Raw genomic sequence first — 21158 nt, 5'->3', positions numbered from 1 at the left:
GAGGGGCCGGGCGTCCGGCGGGGATGCGCTGCCGCCTCCCGCGCGGACGCGGGCGCCGGCCTCCGGGCTGCATCGTCCGCTCCTCCTCGACGGATGCTCCGCGGCTTCACCGTGGACCGGCGCGGCGCCGGCGGGTCAGCGGTGACGATCAGGACGGCGAGCGCCGCGCACAGCACGACGCCGGCCCCTCGGAAGGGAGCCGGCGTCGTGCCCTCGCGGTTCCTGCTACTCGAGCAGCTTGCCCGCGGTGGCGACCTCGCCGCTGATCAGCGCCTGGATCTCCTCCGGCACCGCGGGGATCTCCTCGCGGGTGATCCCCGTGGAGGGCGACCAGACGAGGTTCACCTGGAGGGCCGGGTCGATGTCCGGGTAGTCGCTGCGGTTGTGGCAGCCGCGGCTCTCCCGGCGCTCGAGGGCGGCCTCGAGGGTGGCCCGCGCGGCCATCGCGGCCGACTTGAGGTCGAAGGCGTGGGCGAGGTCCTGGAAGCCGGCGATGTCCGGGTGCACGCCGATGTCGGCGATGCGCGCCTCGATCGCGTCCAGCTCGGCGAGCCCGGCGAGCAGGCCCTCCTCGTCGCGGACGACTCCGGCGTGCTCGGTCATCGTGTTGCGGATCGCGCGCTGCAGGGCGCGGACGTTCTCGGTGCCGTCGGCCGCGAGCAGGCCGGCGATCTCGTCGCGGGCGACCTGGACGGACGCGGCCGAGCGCGTCTGGGCGGTCAGTGAGGCGGAGTACTCCGCCGCCGCCTGCCCGACGATGCGGCCGAACACCAGCAGCTCGATCAGCGAGTTGCCGCCGAGGCGGTTCGCGCCGTGCAGTCCACTGGAGGCCTCTCCGATCGCGTAGAGCCCGGGGACGTCGGTGCTGTGGTCGTCCGAGCGCACCCAGACCCCGCCCATCGAGTAGTGCGCCGTGGGCGCGATCTCGATCGGGTCCTTCGTGATGTCGAGCATCTGCAGCTCGAGCATCGTCTGGTACACCCGCGGCAGCCGGGTCATGATCGTCTCGCGCGGCAGGTGCGAGACGTCGAGCCAGACCCCGCCGTTCGGCGTGCCGCGACCCTCCTTGATCTCGGTGTAGCAGGCGAGGGCGACGCGGTCGCGGGTCGAGAGCTCGAGGCGCTCGGCGTCGTACTTGCCCATGAAGCGCTCGCCGAGGCCGTTGCGGAGGATGCCGCCCTCGCCGCGCGCGGCCTCGGAGATCAGCGTGCCCGCCGCGTTCTCGGGCTCGATGATGCCCGACGGGTGGAACTGGACGAGCTCGGGGTCGCGCAGGCGGCCGCCGGCCTCGACGGCCAGGCGGAACGAGTCGCCCGTGTTCTCGTCCCGGCGGGAGGAGGTGCGGCGCCAGATGCGGTTGTGGCCGCCCGCGGCGAGGATCACCGCATCCGCATGGATCAGGTAGCGGGTGCCGTCGACGAGGTCGAAGCCGTAGGCGCCGAACACTGCTCCGTCCTCGTTGACGAGGATGCGGGTGACGTACACGGTGTCCAGGATCGGGATCTCGAGCTGGGCGGCCCGGTTGACGAGCGTGCGCTGGATCTCGAGGCCGGTGTAGTCGCCCGCGAAGGCGGTCCGGCGGTAGGTGTGCGCGCCGAAGAAGCGCTGCGAGATGCGGCCGTCGTCCTCGCGGGCGAACGGCATGCCGTAGCGCTCGAGGTCCTGGATGCCGCGGGCGGCGTTGGAGGTGACGATCTCGACCGTGTGCGGGTTGGCGAGCTGGTAGGACTCGGTGATGGTGTCGGCCGCGTGCTGCTGCCAGCTGTCGTCGGGGTCCATCGTGGCGAGGGCGGCGTTGATGCCGCCGGCGGCGAGGGAGGTGTGCGCGTCCGACTTCGAGCGCTTGCCGAGCGCGAGGACGTCGACGCCCGCCTCGGCGAGCTCGATCGCGGCGCGCAGGCCCGATCCGCCGGTGCCGATGACGAGGACGGAGGTGGAGATCCGGCGCTCCGGTGCGGTGGTCTCTGAAGTGGTCATGCCTCCACGCTAGGCACGGCGCTTCGATTACTCCAATGCATAATGCTGGGCACGGACATGCGCGTAGGGTATGCACGTGGATCTCGAGCAGCTCACCGGTTTCGTCGAGGTCGCCCGCCTCGGCAGCTTCACCCGCGCCGCCGAGGAGCTGCACCTCGCGCAGCCCTCCCTGAGCCGCCGGATCGCCGCGCTGGAGCAGGACCTCGGCTCCGAGCTCTTCCACCGGGCGCGCTCCGGCAGCACCCTCACACCGGCCGGCGAGCTGCTGCTGCCGCTCGCCCGGCGCATGCTCGCCGACGCCGGATCGGTGCGCCGCGAGCTGGCCGAGCTGGCCGGGCTCGAGCGCGGCCGGGTGCGGTTCGGCGCGACGCCGACGCTCTGCATCAGCCTCGTCGCGGAGGTGCTGCACGCCTTCCACTCCGTGCATCCCGCCGTGGAGCTGCACCTCGCCGAGGACGGGTCGCGGAGCCTCTTCGACCGGCTGGCCCGGGGCGAGCTCGACCTGGCGCTGGTGACGACCTCGACCGCGGCCGCTCCCGGCGCCTTCACGGTGACCCCGCTGCTCGTCGAGGAGCTCGTCGTGGTCTCCTCCGCCGCAGAGCCTCCCCTCGCCGCGACCGGCGCGCTCGACCTGGCCGCGGTCGCCCGCCTCCCGCAGATCGTCTTCAACTCCAGCTACGACCTGCGCCGCACGACCGACGCCGCGTTCGCCGCCGCGGGCCTGGAGCCGGACGTGGTGCTGGAGGGCGCCGAGATGGACGCGGTGCTGCGCTTCGCCGAGCGGGGCCTGGGCGTCGCGGTCGTCCCGGCGATGGTGCTGCAGGGGCGCCCGGGGCTGCGCTCGATCCGCATCGAGGAGCCGACGCTCGAGAAGCCCACGCTGACCCGGACGATCAGCCTCGCGCGCCCGGCGGACCTCGCGCCGACCGCCGCGGCGCGGGTCATGCAGCGCACCATCGCGGCGACCGCCCGCGCCTTCGCCGCCCAGGCCGGCGGAACGATGCGCCTGGCCGACGCCCGCTGACCGAGCTGGAGTCTCGAGGCGCCGCTGCTCGACCAGCAGTACGGCGAACATGCTGATCGAGCAGCCCCGGAGGCGTATCGAGATCTCCCCCGCACGCGCAGGAGCGCCCCCGGCCCCGCAGGGCCGGGGGCGCTCCCCGGTGGTTCAGCCGTGCGCTACGAGCACGGGCGCGCCGCGTACGGAGCGCTCACCTCCGTCTCGACGGGGGCGCCGTTCATCGTGGCCGTGGCCTCGACGGTCACCGCACCGGCGGGCAGGTTCGCCTGACGGGTGGTGAAGGCGTGCGACACGGTCTTGCCGGGCGCCACCGAGGTGAACGACTTCGTGCCGGACGTCGACGTGAAGGTCACGCCGACGGGGACGTCGGAGCCGTTGCTCGCCTGGACGGTGACGATCGCCTTGCCCGCGATGCAGCGGGTCGCCGCGCTCGCCGTGATGTCGAGTGCCGGAGCCGCCTCGCCCTCGGTGAAGGCGAAGGTGTCGAGCTCGAACAGGTCGCCGGAGGGTCCGGAGTAGCTGAAGAACACGTCGTGCACTCCGGTCGCTCCGGTCAGCGCTGCGCTGACGTCGGTCCACTCACCGGTCGTCCCGTTCACCGCGACGGTGCCCGCGACGGGCCCGGTCTCGGAGTCGAGGCGGACGGTGACGGTGCCGCCGGCCTGCAGCGCCTTGGCCTTCGCGGTGAACGTCGCGGCTCCGGTGTCCCCGAAGTCGACGGCCGACAGCGCGGTCCAGTCGCCGTTGTCGAGGTCCTTCAGCACGAGGTTCTGGGTCGCGCCCGCGGCGGGGGTGCCGAGCGGCGCCGTCGCGATGCCCTTGCTCCAGCCGATGGTCTCGGCCGGGAAGGTGCGGTACGGATCGAAGTCCTTCACCTGGTCGACGCCCTTGTAGTCGCCGACCACCTGCTGCACCGTGCCGTCGGCGTTGAACTGCAGCTCCTGGATGTGCGGGCTGCGGTACCCCTGGGTGGTGTCGCCGTTGATCCGCTTGTTGAGCGTCGGCGCGTGGTAGGTGAAGTAGTACTTGCCGCCCAGCTCGAAGACCGACTGGTGGTTGTTGCCGCCGGTGCCGGCTCCGAAGAAGCGGCTCTGGTTCGGGAACATCACGCCGGCGTAGTTCTCCTTGGGCCAGGACATCGGGTCGTCCGAGATCATGTAGCCGATCTCGCCGCCGCCCGGGTAGCCGGGCTCGCGGGTCTGGTTGCCGCCGAAGTCGTTGCCGCCGAAGTGGGACGAGTACGAGAGGTAGTACTTGTCCTGGCGCTTGAACACCTGGGCCGCCTCGAACGCGACGGGCGCGTCCACGACGGCGGAAGTGCCCTGGGTCGAGATCATGTCGTCGCCGAGCTCGATCACGCGGATGTTCTTCGGGTTGTTGAAGCGCTCGGCCGCGGGGAGCGCGGTCGAGGCGGGTCCGCCTCCGAAGAACAGGTAGCCCTGGCCGTCGTCGTCGACGAGCGGTGCCGGGTCGAACTTCCACGCGACCGCCTCTGCGCCCGGGGTGGACGCGTTGATGAGCGTGGAGGTCCGCTGGCTGGTCCACGGGCCCACCGGCGAGTCGCCGGTGATCACGTTGCTGGAGCCGCCGCCGTTGGCGTAGTAGAGGAAGTACTTGTCGACGCCGTTCACGGTCTTCTTCGCCATGCCGGGAGCCCACGAGTTGCCGGTGTAGGGCGCGACTCCGGTGGAGCCGGCGACCTGGATCTCGCCGTGGTCGGTCCAGTTGACGAGGTCGTCCGAGGAGATCACGGTGATCTGGTTGATCTTGCCGTAGTCGATGCCCGCCGAGACGCCCGTGGCGGGGTTCGGAGCGTAGCCCTGGGTGTCGTTCGTCATGTACATGTACACGCGGCCGTTCTCGACGAAGCCGAAGCCGTCGGCGCCGAACTTCCAGCCCATGAGCGGGTTGTGGTCGCCCGGGATCTTGCCCACGACCTCGATGGTGCGCGAGGCGGGCGCGGGCGGCGCCGCTCCGACCAGCGAGACGTCGTCGAGCTTGTAGTCCATGAGGTGCGTCTCGGGCGCGGCCGAGGGAGTCGCGGTCCACGGCGTCTCGAAGAAGAGGCGCGCGGTGGCGACGCTCTGCCCGGCGGGGATGGTGAACGATCCGTTGATCGTCGCCCACTGCCCCTTCGTGGCGGTGACGCTCGCGAGGTTCGTGTAGGTGCCTCCGCCGTAGTGCATGGTGGCGAAGAACTGCTTGGTCGCGGGGCTCGCGGCGTTCTCGTACTTGATCTGCGCCTTGACCTGGTAGGTCTGGCCGGCGACGACCTTGCCGCTGAGGTCCTGCATGGCGCCCGCGCCGGTGGTCGTGCGGCCGGTGACGAGCGCTGCGGCGGTGCCGGTGCGCGCGTCCGTGGTCGTCGCGATGGTGCCGGCGTCGGCGGCGTTGCCGTTGTTGACGAACCAGCTGCTGATGCCGCTCTCGAAGCCGCCGTTGACGATGAGCTCCGCCTCAGCGGCGGACGAGGTCTGGGCGGCGAAGGGGGCCACCAGGAGCGCGGTCAGCGCGGCCGTGGCCAGCAGCCTCAGCCGCAACCGCCCCTTCGGAGCGGCTTCTCGTTGTGGTGATCTCACGGATCCTCCTTGATCGTGTCGTGCAGGAGATCGTCGGCGACGGGTGCCGCTGACGCGTTCGGGGGCGGGGGCGGCCGCGCGGGCCGCCCCCGGAGTGCTCAGCCGCAGGACGCGGCCGGGTGGGGCGCTCTCACCGTGGTCGTCACCGGCTCGCCGTCGAGGGTGGCGGTCGCGGTCACGACCACCTCGGCGGCGGGGACCGAGGCCGCCCGCGTGGTGAAGGCGTGGCTCGTCGTGGCGCCGGGTGCGAGCGCGGCGACCGTCTTCGTGCCGGAGGCGCTCTCCATCCGGAGGGCGACGGGCACGTCGTCGGCGTTGGTCGCCCGCACGGTCACGACGACCTTCCCCGCGATGCAGCGGGTCGCGGCGGCGGCGGTCACATCGAGCGACGCCTCCTTCAGCGTCCCGAGGCGGGCCAGCTGGTAGCTGAGCGCGCGCTCCGGGGCGTCGATCTGGTTCTGCGATCCCGCGGTGCCGACCGCCTGCGCCTTCGCGAGGACCGACTGGAGGTCGGACCAGGCGTCGGCCGGGTAGTCGTCGGAGCGGAGCGTCGCCGCGTGAGCGACGGCCGCGTCGAGCTGCGAGCGGTCGAGCGCCTTCCCCTCCGAGGAGAGGGTGTCGCTCAGGAGGAACTCGTCGACGTCGACGTGGCCGCCGGCGGTCTTCGTCGCGTAGCTGAACAGCCCGAGGCGGTGGCCCATGAAGTGCGTGAGCTGACCGTCGAGGGTCTGCGGGCCGACGCGGCTGCCGAGCTTCGTCCAGCTCGTCCCGTCGAGGCTGTACGAGAAGGTCGTCCAGAGCTGTCCGGCCGGGGCCGAGAGCTCGAGGTCGGCCTTCAGGCGCACCTGCGAGGCGTCGCCGAGGGCGGCGGCGGTGCCGGGGAGGAAGGACTCCACGGCCGCCTGGTCGAACGTGGTCGCGAACGGCTGACTGCGGTTCACGACGCCGACGGTGGTGACGCCGTCCACGCGCTTGACCGCGACGTAGGAGAAGCCGCGGTTGTAGGCCGCGAGCCCGGCGACGTCGCCGTCCTTCATCCCGGAGACGTCGAACGCCGCCTCCGCCGACTGCTTCGGAGCCACGATGCGCTGGGAGAGCGTGTTGCGCGCCTCCTCCAGGTACGTCATCTCGGGCGAGCCCGAGAGACGCGTGTGCGCGGCCGTTCCGCTGAGCACCTTCCCGTTGGTGAGGCGGAGCCAGCCCTCGCGCTCGGTCAGCGACCAGTAGCGGTTGTCGGGGGCGTGGTTCCACTGCCAGGGGAGGGCGAGGGTCGAGCCGTTCGGCTCGATCTCGGCGGCCGTCGGGCGCTCGAGGGTGGGAGCGGCGCCGACGAGCGAGACGTCGTCGAGCAGGTACTCGGTGCTCGAGGACGCCGGCTGCGGATTGCCCCACGGCGTCTCGACGGCGAACTTCACGCTGCCGACGTTCGCGGTCTCGGGCACCGTGTAGGTCCCCGTGATCGTCGTCCACTGCCCCTGCGTGACGGCGGCGGAGGCCATCGTCACGGGTCCCGCGCCGAAGTCGGCGCAGAGGTTGAAGCGGACCGACGCGGGGCCGGTCGTGTACTTCACCTTCGCGGACACGGTGTAGGTCACGCCGCGCTGCAGCTTGTTCGCGAGCACCTGGCTCGGGCCTGAGCCGTTGAGCGTGCGGGTGCCCACGCGGAGCGCGGCGGTGCCGGACGCCGGGTCGGTCGTGTCGGCCGACAGCGTCGCGCCGAACTGGCCTGCCCACGGCGCCGTCCCCGACTCCGCTCCCGGGTTCTGGAGCAGCTGCACGCCGAGCAGCGACGCGTCGTAGGCGGGCGCGGGCGGGATCGTCCACGACTCGTCCTGGTAGGCCTTCACCGGGGCGTCGTTGTCGAAGTCGTCCGAGACGACGATGCTCTTCTGCCGCTCGAACAGCTCCTCCTCGGGGCTGAGGCGGATCGGCTTCGGGAAGCTCCCGCCCACCGGCACCGAGCCGTTCGTCCCGAACGTCGGCCAGCCGTCCTTCCACGTCGCCGGGATGAGCCCGGGGATGCGGCCGGTCGGGAAGCTGTCGCGGAAGAACATGCCGTGCCAGGCGGTCGAGCCGTCCTCCTTCGCGATCGGCACGAGGCTCCCCTGGGCGAACCCGCTGGAGTTCAGCACGCCCTTGCCCTCGTAGGGGTTGCTGCCGTCGGCGGTCGCGTAGCGGCCCAGCAGCTCGGACGAGCGGAACAGCGACACCTGGCGGCCCTGGCCCGAGGGCCACGTGATGATGACGATGTAGTACTGCCCGTCGATGTACTGCACCTGCGCGCCCTCGAACAGGCCGCCGAGGTAGCCGGCTCCCGGGTAGTCCGAGGTGCGGAGGATGTTCGGGTACTCGGCGACGACGGTCGTCAGGTCCTCGCTCAGCTTCACGGCGCTGGTGGATCCGGAGCCGTAGAAGATGTACGGCGTGCCGCCGTCCGCGTTGTCGAAGAAGAGCGACGGGTCGTGGAAGGCGCGGCCGAGGGCCGTGCGGGTCCAGGCTCCGTCCTCGATGTCGTCGGTCGAGTAGAGGTAGGAGCCGCCGAGGTTGTTGGTGTTGAAGACCGCGTAGTAGCGGCCGTCGTGGTACCGGAGCGACGAGGCCCACTGGCCGTTGCCGTAGGAGTTCTGCCCGTTCCGGAGCGAGAAGCGGTCGCCGATCTCGAGCCGGTCGAAGACGTAGTTGACGATCTCCCAGTTGACGAGGTCGTAGGACTTCATGATCGGGGCGCCCGGGCTGAGGTGCATCGTGGTGCTGATCATGTAGTAGATGTCGCGGCCCTCGTCGTTCTCGGACGCGGGCACGCGCTCGACGCTGACGTCGGGCACGTCGGCGTTCAGCAGCGGCACGGAGTAGGTGCCGTCGCCGCGGTCCGTCGACGTGTAGGAGGCCTTCGGCGACCAGGCGCCGGCCGCGGTCGCCGGAGCCGCGCCGGAGGCGAGCAGGCCCGCCGCGAGGAGGGCGCCGATCGCCGTGGAGGCGACTGCGCGCATCGGGGTCATTCGAACAGCGACAGCGTCAGGACGGAGGAGTAGTCGCCGGGGGCGACGTCGGCCTCGGTCTTCAGGGTGAGGCCCGCGGACACGGTCCAGGACCCGTCCGTCGCGGTCTCCTGCGAGTCGAGCGACAGCGCGAGCAGCTCCTGGTCGAACAGGCCCACGGCGTCGGCACCCTCGTCGAGGATCGTGTCGACCGGGTCGCCCTCGGACACGAGGCCCGACTCGCCGCCGTCCACGAGGACCGGCGTCCAGCCGAGGTGGTCGGAGGAGATGTCCTCCTGGTCCGCGTCGCCGGTGAAGGCGCTCGCCGAGCCGAGGACGTACCAGCCGGCTCCGGCCGGGATCTCGTCGACGGTCCGGGTGTCCGTCACGGTCACGTCGGGCAGCTGCCCCGTGAAGGCGCGCACGGTCGGGGTGGAGCCCTCCTCGGCGAGCGTGGCGGAGGTGCCGTCGATCGACATCGAGAGGGCGCCGGGCTGCTCCAGCTCCTCGATGCTGACGTTCACGTCGACGTCGTCGGAGCCGTACTCGGTGTCGGCGGCCGCGGCCGCGGCCGCGACGCCGGACAGGAGCAGGCAGCCGGCGAGAGCTGCGCCCGAGCGGACGAGCCAGAGGGGTCGGGGGGTGCGTCGCGTGGACATGGTGTTCCTCACTCGATCGGCATCGTCGCCGATCAGGTCGAGCGCCGGACGGCGCGGAGTGGTGGCGCGGCCCGAGGCCGCGAGAGGACGGAGCGCGGCGCAGCCCGAGGGGCGTTCGGCCGCGCCTGGAGCGCAGGACGCGCGGAGAGCGGCGGACGGCTCGTGCGCGGCGGCTTCCACAGCGTGGCCACGCGAGCTCCAGCTCTCGACCCCCTCAGCACTGAGGGGAGAAAGGCTGCCCGACACTCGTCTCTCTCGACTGCTGAGCTTTCCCTCAGCTAGTCTTGCGGGCAATGTTACCGGGAACATTCCCGATTGCAAGGACGTGTTCTCAACCGTCCGGAGCAGCGCAGCGAGGCGATCACCGCGTTCCGCCGCGGCCGGGCGGGGACGGCGGGAGGGGACGAGGATGTCCGCAGGGGCGGCGACGGCGGAGGCCGAGCAGGAGGTCGTGACGACGGAGTGCGCGGAGCGCTCGGGCGTCATCGGCGTGCTCCTGGGCGACTTCGAGCCGTTCGGCACGGAGGTGCTGCAGGGAGTGGCGACGGCGCTCCGGGGGACCCGGTTCGACCTCCTCGCCGGCAGCGGGGCGAGCCGCCGGGGCCGGGCGGGCTGGGAGCAGGAGTCCCTGCGGCGCCTCACCGAGGCGCACGTAGCGGGAGCGATCCTGGTGACTCCCTCCGGCGTGATCCCCTCGTCGGACCTGCCGCTCGTCGTCGTGGATCCGCTGACCGCGCAGACCGAGCTGCATTCGGTGGCGACCGACGACTTCGGCGGAGCGCAGCTGGCGACGAGCCACCTGATCGGGCTCGGCCATCGCCGCATCGGCTTCGTCGCGGGCCGCCCCGACCTGGAGTCGTCGCACCGGCGCGGCGCCGGCTACCAGCGGGCGCTCGCGGACGCCGGCCTCCCCTACGACCCCGCGCTCGTGCGGGTCGGCTACTACCGGCACGACCCCTCCCTCGCCGCCGCCCACGAGCTGCTGCTGCTGCCCGACCGCCCGACGGCGGTCCTCGCCGCGAACGACGCCTCCGCCATCGCCGTGATCGAGGCGGCCCGGGCGCTGGGCCTCTCGGTGCCGGGGCAGCTGTCGGTCGTGGGCTACGACGACGTGCCCGACGCCTCCCGGGTGGTCCCCGCGCTCACGACGGTGAGGCAGCCGCTGCACCGCGTGGGGCGCGCGGCCGCCCGGGCGCTCCTGACGCTGATCGACGGCGGGAGCGTGGCCGAGCAGCACGTGCGGCTGCGCAACAAGCTCGTGCTCCGCGGGTCGACGGCGCCTCCCGCCGAGGGCCCGCCGTCCGGCTGACTCCTCCCCCTCCCCCAGCCGGCGGGAATACGCTCGGCGCATGAACCAGCAGCGCACTCCGGTCACGGTCACGGTCACGGGAGCGGGAGGCGCCATCGGCTACGCGCTCCTTTTCCGCATCGCCTCGGGTCAGCTCCTCGGGCCGGACGTCCCCGTCCGCCTGAACCTGCTCGAGATCCCCTCCGGCCTCCGCGCGGCCGCGGGCACGGCGCTCGAGCTGCAGGACGGCGCCTTCCCCCTCCTCCGCGGGATCGAGGCGACGGACGACCCGGCCGCGGCGTTCGACGGCGCGAGCGTCGCCCTCCTCGTGGGCGCCCGGCCGCGCAGCGCGGGCATGGAGCGCGCCGACCTGCTCGCCGCGAACGCGGGCATCTTCGGGCCCCAGGGCGCCGCGTTGAACGCGCACGCCGCCTCCGACATCCGCGTGCTGGTCGTCGGCAACCCGGCCAACACCAACGCCTGGATCGCGCGGCGCAGCGCCCCGGACATCCCCGCCGGCCGCTTCACCGCGATGACGCGCCTCGACCACAACCGGGCGGTCGCGCAGCTCGCCGCGAAGCTCGACGCCCCCGTCGACGCGATCGAGGGCGTCGCGATCTGGGGCAACCACTCCGCCTCGCAGTACCCCGACGCGACGCACGCCACCGTCGGCGGACGGCCGGTGCCCGAGCTGGTCGACGCGGAGTGGCTGCACACGGAGTTCGAGCCGCGGGTCGCCAAGCGCGGCGCCGAGATCATCGAGGTCCGCGGAGCCTCCTCGGCCGCGTCCGCCGCCTCCGCCGCGATCGATCACGTGCGCGACTGGGTCGACGGCACGTCGTGGACCTCGGCCGCCGTCGAGTCGGACGGCTCCTACGGGGTGGAGGAGGGGCTGATCTCCTCGTTCCCGGTCCGCTCCGTCGACGGCGAGTGGCGGATCATCGAGGGGCTCGAGATCGACGCGCACTCCCGCGCGCGGATCGACGAGTCCGTGCTCGAGCTGCGCGCCGAGCGCGACCAGGCGCTGGCGTTCCTCGCGTCCTGACGCGCCCCTCCCCGTCCTGTCGCCACGGGATGCCACTCCGGTGCGCCTCGCGCGACGTGTCGCGTACCGGAGCGGCATCTCGAGGAGGGGCTCAGCGGCGCTTCTCCGGAGTGGGGAGGGTGCCGGAGGCGCGGGCGGCCTCGTACCAGGCGTGCGCCTCCTCCTGGCGCTCCGCCTCGGCGCCGGTCGCGATCGCCGCGCGCACGTGCTCGGGCCCGTAGCCGAACGACGCGACCAGGTCGGCGGCGTGCGGGCGGATGCGGGCGAGCAGCCGGTCGATGTAGGACGTCACCGCGACCGCTCGCTGCGACGACAGGCGCCCGTGGATGAGGTACCAGTCGAGGTGCTTCTCGATCAGGCCCAGGCCGAACAGGTCGCGGAGCCAGGTGAGGACGGTGCGCGTGCCCGCGTCCTCGACGCCGGCGAGCGCCTCCGTGAACGCCTCCCACTGCAGCAGCTCGGCGTGCGCGCGCGCCGCCTCGATGAGCTCGCTCTGGTGCGCGTTGAACAGGCGGGCCGCCTCGTCGGAGGGCAGCTTCGACGCCGGGCGCAGCCGTGAGGCGATCCCCGCGACCATGCTCTCGACGCGGCCGGTGAGCAGCTCGCGCTGGTCCTCCCGCAGCTGGCCGACCGAGCGGGCCGTCGATCCGCGATCGGCGACGACCTGGGCCAGACGGCGCAGACCCGAGTTGTCGACGGTCGCCCCCGCGACCTGCGAGGCGGCGTACCGCGCGAGCTCCGCGGGCTGGGCGCCCTTGAAGCGGCGTCCGACGTCGGTCAGCAGGCGCTTGGCGACCAGCTGGAGGAGCACGGTGTTGTCGCCCTCGAAGGTCGCGTACACGTCGAGGTCGGCGCGCAGCTGCGTGAGCCGGTTCTCCGCGAGGAAGCCCGCGCCTCCGCAGGCCTCGCGCGCCTCCTGCAGCGTGTCGAGAGCGTGCCAGGTCGAGAGCGCCTTCAGCCCCGCGGCGAGGGTCTCGAGGTCCTGCCGCGACTGCTCGGTGTCGTTCGCGCCGGAGAAGACCTCGTCGAACGCCGTCAGCAGCTTCTCGTGCGCGAAGGCGGCGGCGTAGGTGGTGGCCAGGCGCGGCAGGAGGCGGCGCTGGTGCCGCTGGTAGTCGAGCAGCACCTCCTCCCGCTCGCCGCCGCCGGTGAACTGGCGGCGCTGGTCGCCGTAGGTGACGGCGACCGTCAGCGCGATCTTCGCCGCGGCGACCGAGGCTCCGTCGAGCGAGACGCGGCCCTGCACCAGCGTGCCGAGCATGGTGAAGAAGCGGCGGCCCGGGCTCGCGATCGGCGAGGAGTAGGTGCCGTCGGCGGCGACGTCGCCGTAGCGGTTCAGCAGGTTCTCGCGCGGGACGCGGACCCCGTCGAAGTGGAGGCGGCCGTTGTCGATCCCGTTCAGACCGCCCTTGAGGCCGTCGTCCTCCCCGCCGACGCCGGGCAGGAACGCGCCCTGCTCGTCGCGGATCGGGACGAAGAAGGCGTGGACGCCGTGGTTCACCCCTAGGGTGACCAGCTGCGCGAAGACGACCGCCGCACGCCCGTCCACCGCCGCGTTGCCGAGGTAGTCCTTCCAGGCCGCGCGGAACGGCGTCCGCAGCACGAACTCGCCGTCCTCGTAGGTGGCGGTCGTGGCGATCGACGCGACGTCGGAGCCGTGCCCGGTCTCGGTCATCGCGAAGGCGCCCGGGATCTCGAGGCTCATGATCCCCGGCAGCCACTTCTCGTGGTGCGGGCGGGTGCCCAGGTGCAGGACCGCGGCGCCGAAGAGTCCCCACTGCACGCCGGACTTGATCTGCAGCGAGGGGTCGGCGGTGACCAGCTCCTCGAAGCCGGCGATGTTGCCGCCGTGGTCGGCCTCGCCGCCGAGGTCGACCGGGAAGGCGCGGTGCACGCCGCCCTCGGCCGCGAGCACGCGCATCTGCTCCGAGACGCGGAGGCGGTGCTCCTTCATCGGGAGGCCGTCGGTGCGGTGCAGCTCGGGGCGGGCGGTCAGGGCGCGGCTGGCGAGGCGCTGCTCGCGCCAGGCGCCGAGCAGGGTCTCGCCGAGGGCGGCGACGTCGACGGCGGGGGCGCCGTCCTCGTCCAGGCGCGCGTCGACCTCGGAGCCGAGGGAGTCCACCGGCGGCGTGGGCGCGATGGAGCCCGAGCGGGAGCGCCGGGCCCGCGTGCGTCCGGTGGCCGCCCGGTCGGCGGCGTCGGCGGCGGAGCGGGGGTGGGGAGCGGTGCTGACCATGGTGTTCGTGTCCCTTCGACCGTCTGCGGTTCGGGCCGCTCCCGGTGCGTCGTGTGCCGACGGGCGCGGCAGCGGAGGCGGTCCTCGCACGGTAGGTCGCGCGGCGGCGCGGCGGAAACGTTCCGTCGCCCGGGCACAAACAGCGCCGGGCGGAGGCGGAAGCGCGTTGTCGGAACCGACCAGGCGGGGGCGGGGCGCCTCGTCTGTGCGCTGGGGCTGTCCCTGCCGACGGGAGCGGAGGAGGGGGCGGCTCGTCCGTGTGCTGAACGGACTGTCCCTGCGGATCCCAGCAGAGGAGCGACGCCGCACCGAAGGCCGCCTCGCTAGTCTCTCGGCATGAGCGAGCCGCCGCTGCCTCCCCCTCCGCCCGCCCGACAGCCGGCGGCCGGGCCGCCCGTGGTCGGCTCGCCCGCGTCTCTCGGGACTCCGGGTGCGCCGCCCTCGGACGTCGCGGCAGGGCCTCCCGCCGCGCCGGAATACCGGGTGCCGGAAACCAGGACTCCGGGATCCGGGGTGCCGCATCGGCGTCCGGTCCGCGTCTGGGACCTGGTGCTGACGATCGTGCTGATCCTCGTGGCCTCCGCGGTGACGCTGCTGCTGTCGTTCTTCGGGCTGTTCTTCGCGATGGCCAGCGACTCGTGCGGCGGATCGAACGCCTGCGACATCGGGCTGATCGAGGGCGGGATGGTCCTCGCCGCAGGAGGAGTGTGGGTGCCGTTCCTCGCGGCGCTGGTCGTCTCGATCGTGCTGCTGGTGCGGCGGCGCATCGCGTTCTGGGTGCCGGTGGCGGGTCTCGCGGTGTCGTTCTGCTGCACGCTGCTCGGCGGGTGGATGGCGTCGACGGGCGCGGGCGGCTGAGGGCGCTCGCCGGCGCCTCGGACCGAGGACGCTCGCGTCGGTGCCGAGGTGGGCACGATCGTCGACGCGGAGCCCGGAACACGATCGCCCGCGCCGGCGCCCGCCTCCGTCGCGGGCGGTTAATCGCGCGCCTCAGCGACGGATCAGTAGCTGTCCCAGCCGGGCTCCCAGTCGGGCTCGTCCGGCGGCACCCAGTCGTCCTCCGGCGGCTGCGCGGCGGACACCGGCGGACCGGACGACTCGCGGCCGAACGAGGGCTTCGCCCCTTGCGAGCGGGACGCCCCGCCACGGGCGGCCGGCGCGCGGCGGGGAGCGGGAGCCTCCTCACCCGGTTCCGGGACGGCGATCTCGGGGCTCTCCCCCGCGACGACGGCCAGCACTGCCTCCCCGTAGGTGAGCAGCTTCTTCTGGCCGACGCCGCCGATGATGCTGAGCGCGTCCATCGTCGCCGGCTCGGCGGTCGCGATCTCGCGGAGGGTCGCGTCGTTGAAGACGATGTAGGCCGGGACCGCCTGCGCGCGGGCCTGCGCGGCGCGCCACTCCCGGAGCCGCTCGAACAGCGGCTGAGCCTCGCCCGACAGCTCGGCGACGGTGGACCGCCCGGAGCGGGAGGATCCGCTGGAGCGGGCCGGCTTCTCCGGCTCCTGCCGCAGCTCGACCTTCCGCTCGCCGCTGAGGACGGAGCCGGACGCGGGCGTGAGCACGAGCGTGCCGAAGCCGTCGTCGTTCACGCCGAGAAGGCCCTGCGCGAGGAGCTGGCGGGCGACTCCGCGCCACTGGGTGTCGCTGAGCTCGGCGCCGATGCCCCAGGTGGCCAGGCCGTCGTGCTGGTGCTGAGTGGTGCGCGGCGTGGTCTTGCCGCGGAGGACGTCGATGATGTGTCCGGCGCCGAACTGCTGGTTGCGCTCCCGCTTGAGGCGGACGACCGTCGACAGGAACTTCTGCGCCGCGACGGTGCCGTCCCAGGAGGCGGGCGGCTCGAGGCAGGTGTCGCAGTTGCCGCAGGCGGTGCTCTCCTGGCCGAAGTAGGCGAGCAGGTTCACCCGGCGGCACTGGACCGTCTCGGAGAGCGCGAGCATCGCGTCCAGGTGCGCGGACATCCGCCGACGGTGCGCCAGGTCTCCCGGCGACTCGTCGATCATCCGGCGCTGCTGCACCACGTCCTGCAGGCCGTAGGCGAGCCAGGCGGTGGACGGCAGTCCGTCGCGGCCGGCGCGACCCGTCTCCTGGTAGTAGCCCTCGACCGACTTGGGCAGGTCGATGTGCGCGACGAACCGCACGTCCGGCTTGTCGATCCCCATGCCGAAGGCGATGGTCGCGCAGACGATGACGCCCTCCTCGCGGAGGAACCGCGACTGGGCGGCGGCGCGCACCCGCGAGTCGAGGCCCGCGTGGTACGCGACGGCGTCGAAGCCCGCCGAGCGCAGCGCCTCGGCCGTCGCCTCGACGCTCTTGCGGGAGAGGGCGTAGACGATGCCCGCGTCGTGCGCGTGCTCGCGCCGCAGGAAGTCGATCAGCTGCTTGCGCGGCTCGACCTTGTTGACGATCCGGTACTGGATGTTCGGGCGGTCGAAGCTCGAGACGAAGTGGCGGGCGGCGCCGAGGTGCAGGCGCGAGGTGATCTCGCGGTGCGTCGCCTCGGTGGCGGTCGCGGTGAGGGCGATGCGCGGGACGTCGGGCCAGCGCTCGGCGAGCTCGCCCAGTGCGAGGTAGTCGGGGCGGAAGTCGTGGCCCCACTGGCTGACGCAGTGGGCCTCGTCGATCGCGAAGAGGGCGATCCGGCCGCGGGCGAGGAACTGCTTCATGCCCTCGTTGCCCAGGCGCTCCGGGGCGACGTAGAGCAGGTCGAGCTCGCCGTCGAGGTAGGCGCGCTCGACGCGGCTGCGCTCGCCCGCGTCCTGGGTGGAGTTGAGGAACTCGGCGCGGACGCCGTTCGCGCGGAGGGCGTCGACCTGGTCCTGCATCAGCGCGATGAGCGGGGACACGACCACGCCGGTGCCGGGGCGCACGATGGCGGGGATCTGGTAGCAGAGCGACTTGCCGCCGCCGGTGGGCATCAGGACGACGGCGTCGCCGCCTCCGATGACCTGCTCGACGATGGCCTGCTGCTCGCCGCGGAAGGAGCCGTAGCCGAAGACCTTCTCGAGGATCGCCTGCGCCTCGGAGGATCCGGAGCCCGCAGCGCCGCTCGCCGCGTCGCTCCGGACGCCGCCGCGGGACTCCGCCGAGGGGTCGGCGAGCGGCGGGGCGGGGAGGGCTGTCGCGGTGGGCTCTGTCACCCGGGGAACTCTACCCGCCGCCTCCGACGCCGCCCCGGGGGTCCGGGGAACTGTGGAGAAGGGCCGCAGGGAGGGAGCTGGGGAGGCGGCTGCGGGGAGGTCGGGGGTCTTCTGCGGCGCCCGGATCAGAGGTCGGTGAGGGTGCGGGTGTCGCCGTCCCAGAAGCGGACGCCCGCGAGGCCGACGGTGAACGGCTCGCCGAGGAGGGGGACGGCGTCGCCGAGCTGCTCGGCGCGGAGGCGGCGCGAGACGCTGATGTGCGGCGTCCAGGCGTCCGGCAGCGAGGTGTCGACGCCGCCCGGCACGAGGCGCGTGGCCCGGTCGTGCAGAGCGTCGAGGGCGGGCGAGCGGACCACTCCCCAGGCGAGGACGAAGCGCCCGGCGTGCGGGAAGAGGAGGACAGCACCCAGGTCGACCGTCGCCGGAAGCGGACCGAGCGCGCCCGGCTCCGGGGCGGTCAGCTCGAGCCCGGCGACCAGGGTGAGGTGCGGGCGGTTGCTGGCGGACGTGTGCAGCGCGAGGCTCGGGATGCCGGCCGCCTCGAGCGCCTCCCACTGGCTGCGGACGCGAGCCTCCGACTCCGGATCGAGGAGGACTTCGAGGCTGCGCATGTCCACATTCTGCCGCGGCTCCCGTGTGCGGGCCTTCGCGGGCGCGCGGCCACTCGCGGGGTGCGCGCGGTCCTCGCCGGCTCCCGCGAGTGTGCAGGAGTCGTCGCACTCGAGCTCGAGTGCGACGACTTCCGCGCACTCGCGGTGGCGGGGAGCGGGGCGGAGACGGGGAGCGGGCGGGCACCGCCCACCCGCGCCCCGCCACCCGCGTCAGCCGATCGTCACGAGGGCGGCGAACAGCTCCGGCGCTCGGCGGTCGACGATCCGACCGCCGACGCGGATGCCCACCAGCGCGAAGACGGTGCCCAGCACGAGGGCGGCCGCCAGTCCGATCAGGCCGAAGGCCGGGTCGCCGCCGATGAGCGAGATCGCGCCGAGGACGATCGACGGGAGCGCCAGCAGACCGGTCGCGGCCATGCTCCCCAGCATCACGACGCTCGAGATCATCCCGGAGCCCGGCGGCGTCTTCAGCGGGCTGTCCCCCGGCCCGGGCACGGGGTAGACGACGAGCGACGAGGCGACGCTCGACACTCCGAACCCGCTGAGAACGAGGGCCAGCGCCATGCCCAGCACGGCCGGGATCGCGTCGGCGCGTCCCGCGTACAGCGCGGTGCCCACCGCCACGGCGACCACCGCAGGGACGCCGATGATCGCGGCGGCGACGACGCGACCGGCGCGGTCGGCCGACCCCGTCACTCCGGAGCTGACGTGCGCCGCCCAGGCGGTGCCGTCGTACGACACGTCGGCGCAGAGGGTCACGCCGAAGATCAGGCCGACGAGCACGGCCGAGAGCAGCACGAAGGTGTCGCCGCCGCTGCCGATCGCGGAGTAGAACACCGCGAGGACGACGACGGCGGGGATGACGAGGAGCCCACGGCTGTAGCGCGGGTCGCGCCACCAGTAGCCGAGGGCACGCGCGGCGACGGCGCCGGTCGGGGTGCCGGGGAAGCGCCCGAACAGGCCGAGGCCCGCGGATCCGGAGGCGGAGTGCGCGCCGGACGCGGCGGGCTCCGCGAGCGCGTGCCGCAGCGCCCGGGCCCACGCCCAGACGAGGACGGCCAGCGTCGCGAGCCCGATCAGCAGGCGCGCGATCGCCGCGACCCAGTCGCCCGCGACGACGGATCCGGGGACGGCCCAGATCGCGCCGAGCGGCGACCAGCCGAGGGCGCCCGCGATCACGGGCAGGACGTCCAGGCCGTCGCGGATCACGTTGGTCAGGCCGAAGAAGAGCGGTCCGAGCAGGATGACGACGACGAGCACGACGCCGCCGATCACCTCGCGGTAGCGGCGGCTCGAGCCCAGGCCCGTGGTGAGCGCGCCGATCAGGCGGGACGCGACCACGCAGGTCGCGACGCCGATCACCGCGGCGACGAGGCCGGGCAGGATGCCGATCGGACGGCTCCACCAGGCGGCGGCGGAGGCGAGCGCCCCGAGCGTGGTCACCACGCCGGGGATGCCCGCGAGGCCCGCGGCGGCGAGCCCCAGGAGGAGGGTCCGCAGCGGGATCGGGAACGTCGCGAGGGTGGGCAGGTCGAGGCTCTGGTCGGAGCCGGACAGGAAGATCGGCCCGAGCACCCAGCCGAGGATCAGAGCGGAGCCGCCGAGGACGATCGCGACGTTCGCGAACGCCGGGTCCGTGCCTCCGAGCGCGACCAGGCCGGCCGCGACCAGGCCGAGCACCGCGATCGCGTAGAGACCGCCGAGGATCACGCCGATCAGCTGCCACACGTTCCGCGTCAGCGAGTTGCGGAGCAGGAGCAGCCGCAGCCTCAGGAGATGCGCAACCATGCCGGTCCCTCCTGGTGGGTGCGGCCGCCGACCAGCTCGACGAAGCGCTCCTCGAGGCTGGAGCCGGCGCGGACCTCCTCGAGGGTGCCGGAGGCGAGCACGCGGCCGTCGGCGATGACGGCGACCCGGTCGCACATCCGCTCGACGAGGTCCATGGAGTGGGACGACACGATGACCGTGCCGCCCGACGCGACGAAGCCGGTCAGGATGTCGCGGATGTTCGCCGCCGAGACCGGGTCGACCGACTCGAACGGCTCGTCGAGCACCAGGAGGCGCGGGGCGCGCACGAGCGCGCAGGCGAGCGCGATCTTCTTGGTCATGCCCGCGGAGTAGTCCACGACGAGCGTGCGGTCGGCCGGATCGAGGCCGAGCAGGGCGAGGAGGTCGTCGGTCCGCTCGACGACGACGGAGCGCTCGAGCCCGCAGAGCAGGCCGTAGTAGGTGACGAGCTGGAGACCGGTGAGGCGGTCGAACAGCTTGACGCCGTCGGCGAGGACGCCGATCAGCCGCTTCGCCTCGAGGGTGTCCTTCCAGACGTCGACCTCGTGGATCGTGACGACGCCGCTGTCGGGGCGGAGCAGGGCCGTGGCCATCGAGAGGGTCGTCGTCTTGCCCGCGCCGTTGGGGCCGACGAGCCCGAAGAAGGACCCGGCGGGGACGTCGAGGTCGATGTCCTTCACGGCCTCCTTGTCGCCGAAGCGCTTGCGGAGGCCGCGGATCCGCAGGGCGACCTCGCCGTGGCGGCCGGAGGCCTCGGGGGCGGCCCACGCGGGGGTCGCGGAGTCGGTGAGCGCGGAGTCGGTGAGCGCGGAGTCGGTGTGCTCGGCAGCGGTGCCGTCGGCGGCGGTGCGCGCGGCGGGGCTCTCGGTGTCCGTGCCGTCCTGGGGAATGCCGGGGGGCGTCGTCCCGTCCATGTGTGTCCCTTCCGGGCCGCGGTGGGCGGCCGCTCCTCCACCCTAGGCAGGCGCTGCGGCCGGGGCATCCGTCCCGCGATGGAGTCGCGCTGAACGCGCCGGTGCGGCCCCGGTGGTCCGACGGGGCGGGGCGGAGCACGGCCGCCTACGCTGGCCCCATGCCCACGCTCCTCCTCGTCCGGCACGGACGCACCACCGCGAACACCGCGGGGATCCTCGCCGGACGCACCGCGGGAGTGCGGCTCGACGACGTCGGACGCACGCAGGCGGCGCGCACCGGGGAGCGGCTGGCGGCGGTCGAGCTCGCGACCGTGGTGTCGAGCCCGCTCGAGCGGTGCCGGCAGACCACGCGCTTCGTCCTCGAGCGGCAGACGGGATCGCCGGCGACGGTGATCGACAAGGGCATCACCGAGTGCGACTACGGCGACTGGTCGGGGCGCTCGCTGCGGGATCTCGCGACGGAGCCGCTCTGGGCGACGGTGCAGAACCAGCCCTCCGCGGTGGTGTTCCCCGGCGGCGAGGGGATGCTCGCGATGCAGGCCCGGGCCGTGTCGGCGATCCGCCGGCACGACGCGGCGGTGGCGGAGGAGCACGGGGCCGGCGCGGTGTGGGCGGCGGTCAGCCACGGAGACACGATCAAGGCGATCCTCGCGGACGCGCTCGGCATGCACCTCGACCTCTTCCAGAGGCTCAGCGTCGGACCGGCGTCGGTGTCGATCATCCGCTACGGCGCGGGGCGGCCCGAGGTCGTCTCGATGAACACGGACGCCGGGGACCTGGGCTGGCTGCGGAAGGCGGCCCCCGTGGCGGACGCCGCCGTGGGGGGCGGGGCGGGGCACGAGTAGGCGCGGTTCAGTAGGGCCGCTTCAGGGCTCGATCGAGCGGCAGGGATGCGGGTGCTCGCCGACGATGGATCTCGATGCGC

General features: G+C 73.3%; 14 protein-coding genes. 5 read left to right on the top strand and 9 right to left on the bottom strand.

The window, feature by feature from the left end; genetic code table 11:
- Positions 1-225 precede the first annotated feature (225 nt).
- Complete coding sequence (locus tag C5C50_RS04600) at positions 226-1977, bottom strand: L-aspartate oxidase (protein WP_104224384.1); 1752 nt, start codon at positions 1975-1977, stop codon at positions 226-228.
- Between the two features lie 70 nt (positions 1978-2047).
- Between C5C50_RS04600 and C5C50_RS04595 the strand changes: the two genes are divergently transcribed.
- Positions 2048-3001: a LysR family transcriptional regulator gene (locus tag C5C50_RS04595; RefSeq protein ID WP_104233660.1), complete on the top strand. Its 954-nt coding sequence runs from the start codon at positions 2048-2050 to the stop codon at positions 2999-3001.
- 155 nt (positions 3002-3156) lie between these two features.
- Here C5C50_RS04595 and C5C50_RS04590 read toward each other — a convergent pair whose 3' ends face one another.
- The 3 genes from C5C50_RS04590 to C5C50_RS04580 all read right to left on the bottom strand — a co-directional run bounded on the left by C5C50_RS04590 (position 3157) and on the right by C5C50_RS04580 (position 9214).
- Positions 3157-5577: a family 43 glycosylhydrolase gene (locus tag C5C50_RS04590; protein ID WP_219812654.1), complete on the bottom strand. Its 2421-nt coding sequence runs from the start codon at positions 5575-5577 to the stop codon at positions 3157-3159.
- Between the two features lie 98 nt (positions 5578-5675).
- Positions 5676-8567 (bottom strand): family 43 glycosylhydrolase, encoded by a 2892-nt coding sequence (locus C5C50_RS04585; RefSeq protein ID WP_258067656.1) that lies wholly within the window; start codon positions 8565-8567, stop codon positions 5676-5678.
- 5 nt (positions 8568-8572) lie between these two features.
- Entirely contained in the window at positions 8573-9214 is a 642-nt protein-coding gene (locus C5C50_RS04580; RefSeq protein ID WP_104233676.1) for a hypothetical protein, read from the bottom strand.
- Between the two features lie 409 nt (positions 9215-9623).
- On the opposite strand from C5C50_RS04580, the gene C5C50_RS04575 reads away from it, so the two are divergent.
- Both C5C50_RS04575 and C5C50_RS04570 read left to right on the top strand, forming a co-directional pair.
- Entirely contained in the window at positions 9624-10523 is a 900-nt protein-coding gene (locus C5C50_RS04575; RefSeq protein ID WP_104226034.1) for a LacI family DNA-binding transcriptional regulator, read from the top strand.
- 40 nt (positions 10524-10563) lie between these two features.
- Complete coding sequence (locus C5C50_RS04570; protein WP_104224379.1) at positions 10564-11547, top strand: malate dehydrogenase; 984 nt, start codon at positions 10564-10566, stop codon at positions 11545-11547.
- Positions 11548-11638: 91 nt separating this feature from the next.
- On the opposite strand, the gene C5C50_RS04565 is transcribed toward C5C50_RS04570, so the two are convergent.
- Positions 11639-13783: an acyl-CoA dehydrogenase gene (locus C5C50_RS04565; RefSeq protein WP_104255511.1), complete on the bottom strand. Its 2145-nt coding sequence runs from the start codon at positions 13781-13783 to the stop codon at positions 11639-11641.
- A 336-nt stretch (positions 13784-14119) separates the two neighbouring features.
- Here C5C50_RS04565 and C5C50_RS04560 point away from each other — a divergent pair, with 336 nt between their 5' ends.
- Positions 14120-14641: a DUF6264 family protein gene (locus C5C50_RS04560; protein ID WP_219814072.1), complete on the top strand. Its 522-nt coding sequence runs from the start codon at positions 14120-14122 to the stop codon at positions 14639-14641.
- Positions 14642-14784: 143 nt separating this feature from the next.
- Here the strand turns inward: C5C50_RS04560 and recQ are convergent, their stop codons facing one another.
- From recQ to C5C50_RS04540, 4 genes are all read right to left on the bottom strand, one after another.
- Positions 14785-16920 carry a DNA helicase RecQ gene (gene recQ, locus C5C50_RS04555; protein WP_104272954.1) on the bottom strand — a complete coding sequence of 712 codons (2136 nt, stop codon included), beginning with the start codon at positions 16918-16920 and terminating at the stop codon, positions 14785-14787.
- Between the two features lie 125 nt (positions 16921-17045).
- Positions 17046-17531 carry a 2'-5' RNA ligase family protein gene (locus C5C50_RS04550; protein ID WP_104272953.1) on the bottom strand — a complete coding sequence of 162 codons (486 nt, stop codon included), beginning with the start codon at positions 17529-17531 and terminating at the stop codon, positions 17046-17048.
- A 210-nt stretch (positions 17532-17741) separates the two neighbouring features.
- Entirely contained in the window at positions 17742-19319 is a 1578-nt protein-coding gene (locus tag C5C50_RS04545) for a transporter (protein WP_104262323.1), read from the bottom strand.
- Complete coding sequence (locus C5C50_RS04540; RefSeq protein ID WP_104226041.1) at positions 19301-20233, bottom strand: ABC transporter ATP-binding protein; 933 nt, start codon at positions 20231-20233, stop codon at positions 19301-19303. The genes C5C50_RS04545 and C5C50_RS04540 overlap by 19 nt, the downstream gene beginning before the upstream one ends.
- Positions 20234-20391: 158 nt before the next feature.
- Here C5C50_RS04540 and C5C50_RS04535 point away from each other — a divergent pair, with 158 nt between their 5' ends.
- A complete protein-coding gene (locus C5C50_RS04535; protein WP_104238837.1) occupies positions 20392-21078 on the top strand; it encodes a histidine phosphatase family protein in 687 nt (228 codons plus the stop codon).
- Positions 21079-21158: the final 80 nt, after the last annotated feature.

Source organism: Rathayibacter sp. AY1D9 (assembly GCF_002932395.1).
Lineage (GTDB): Bacteria > Actinomycetota > Actinomycetes > Actinomycetales > Microbacteriaceae > Rathayibacter.
Note: the sequence above shows the minus strand (reverse complement) of the source record. Positions and strands in the feature narration are given on the sequence as shown.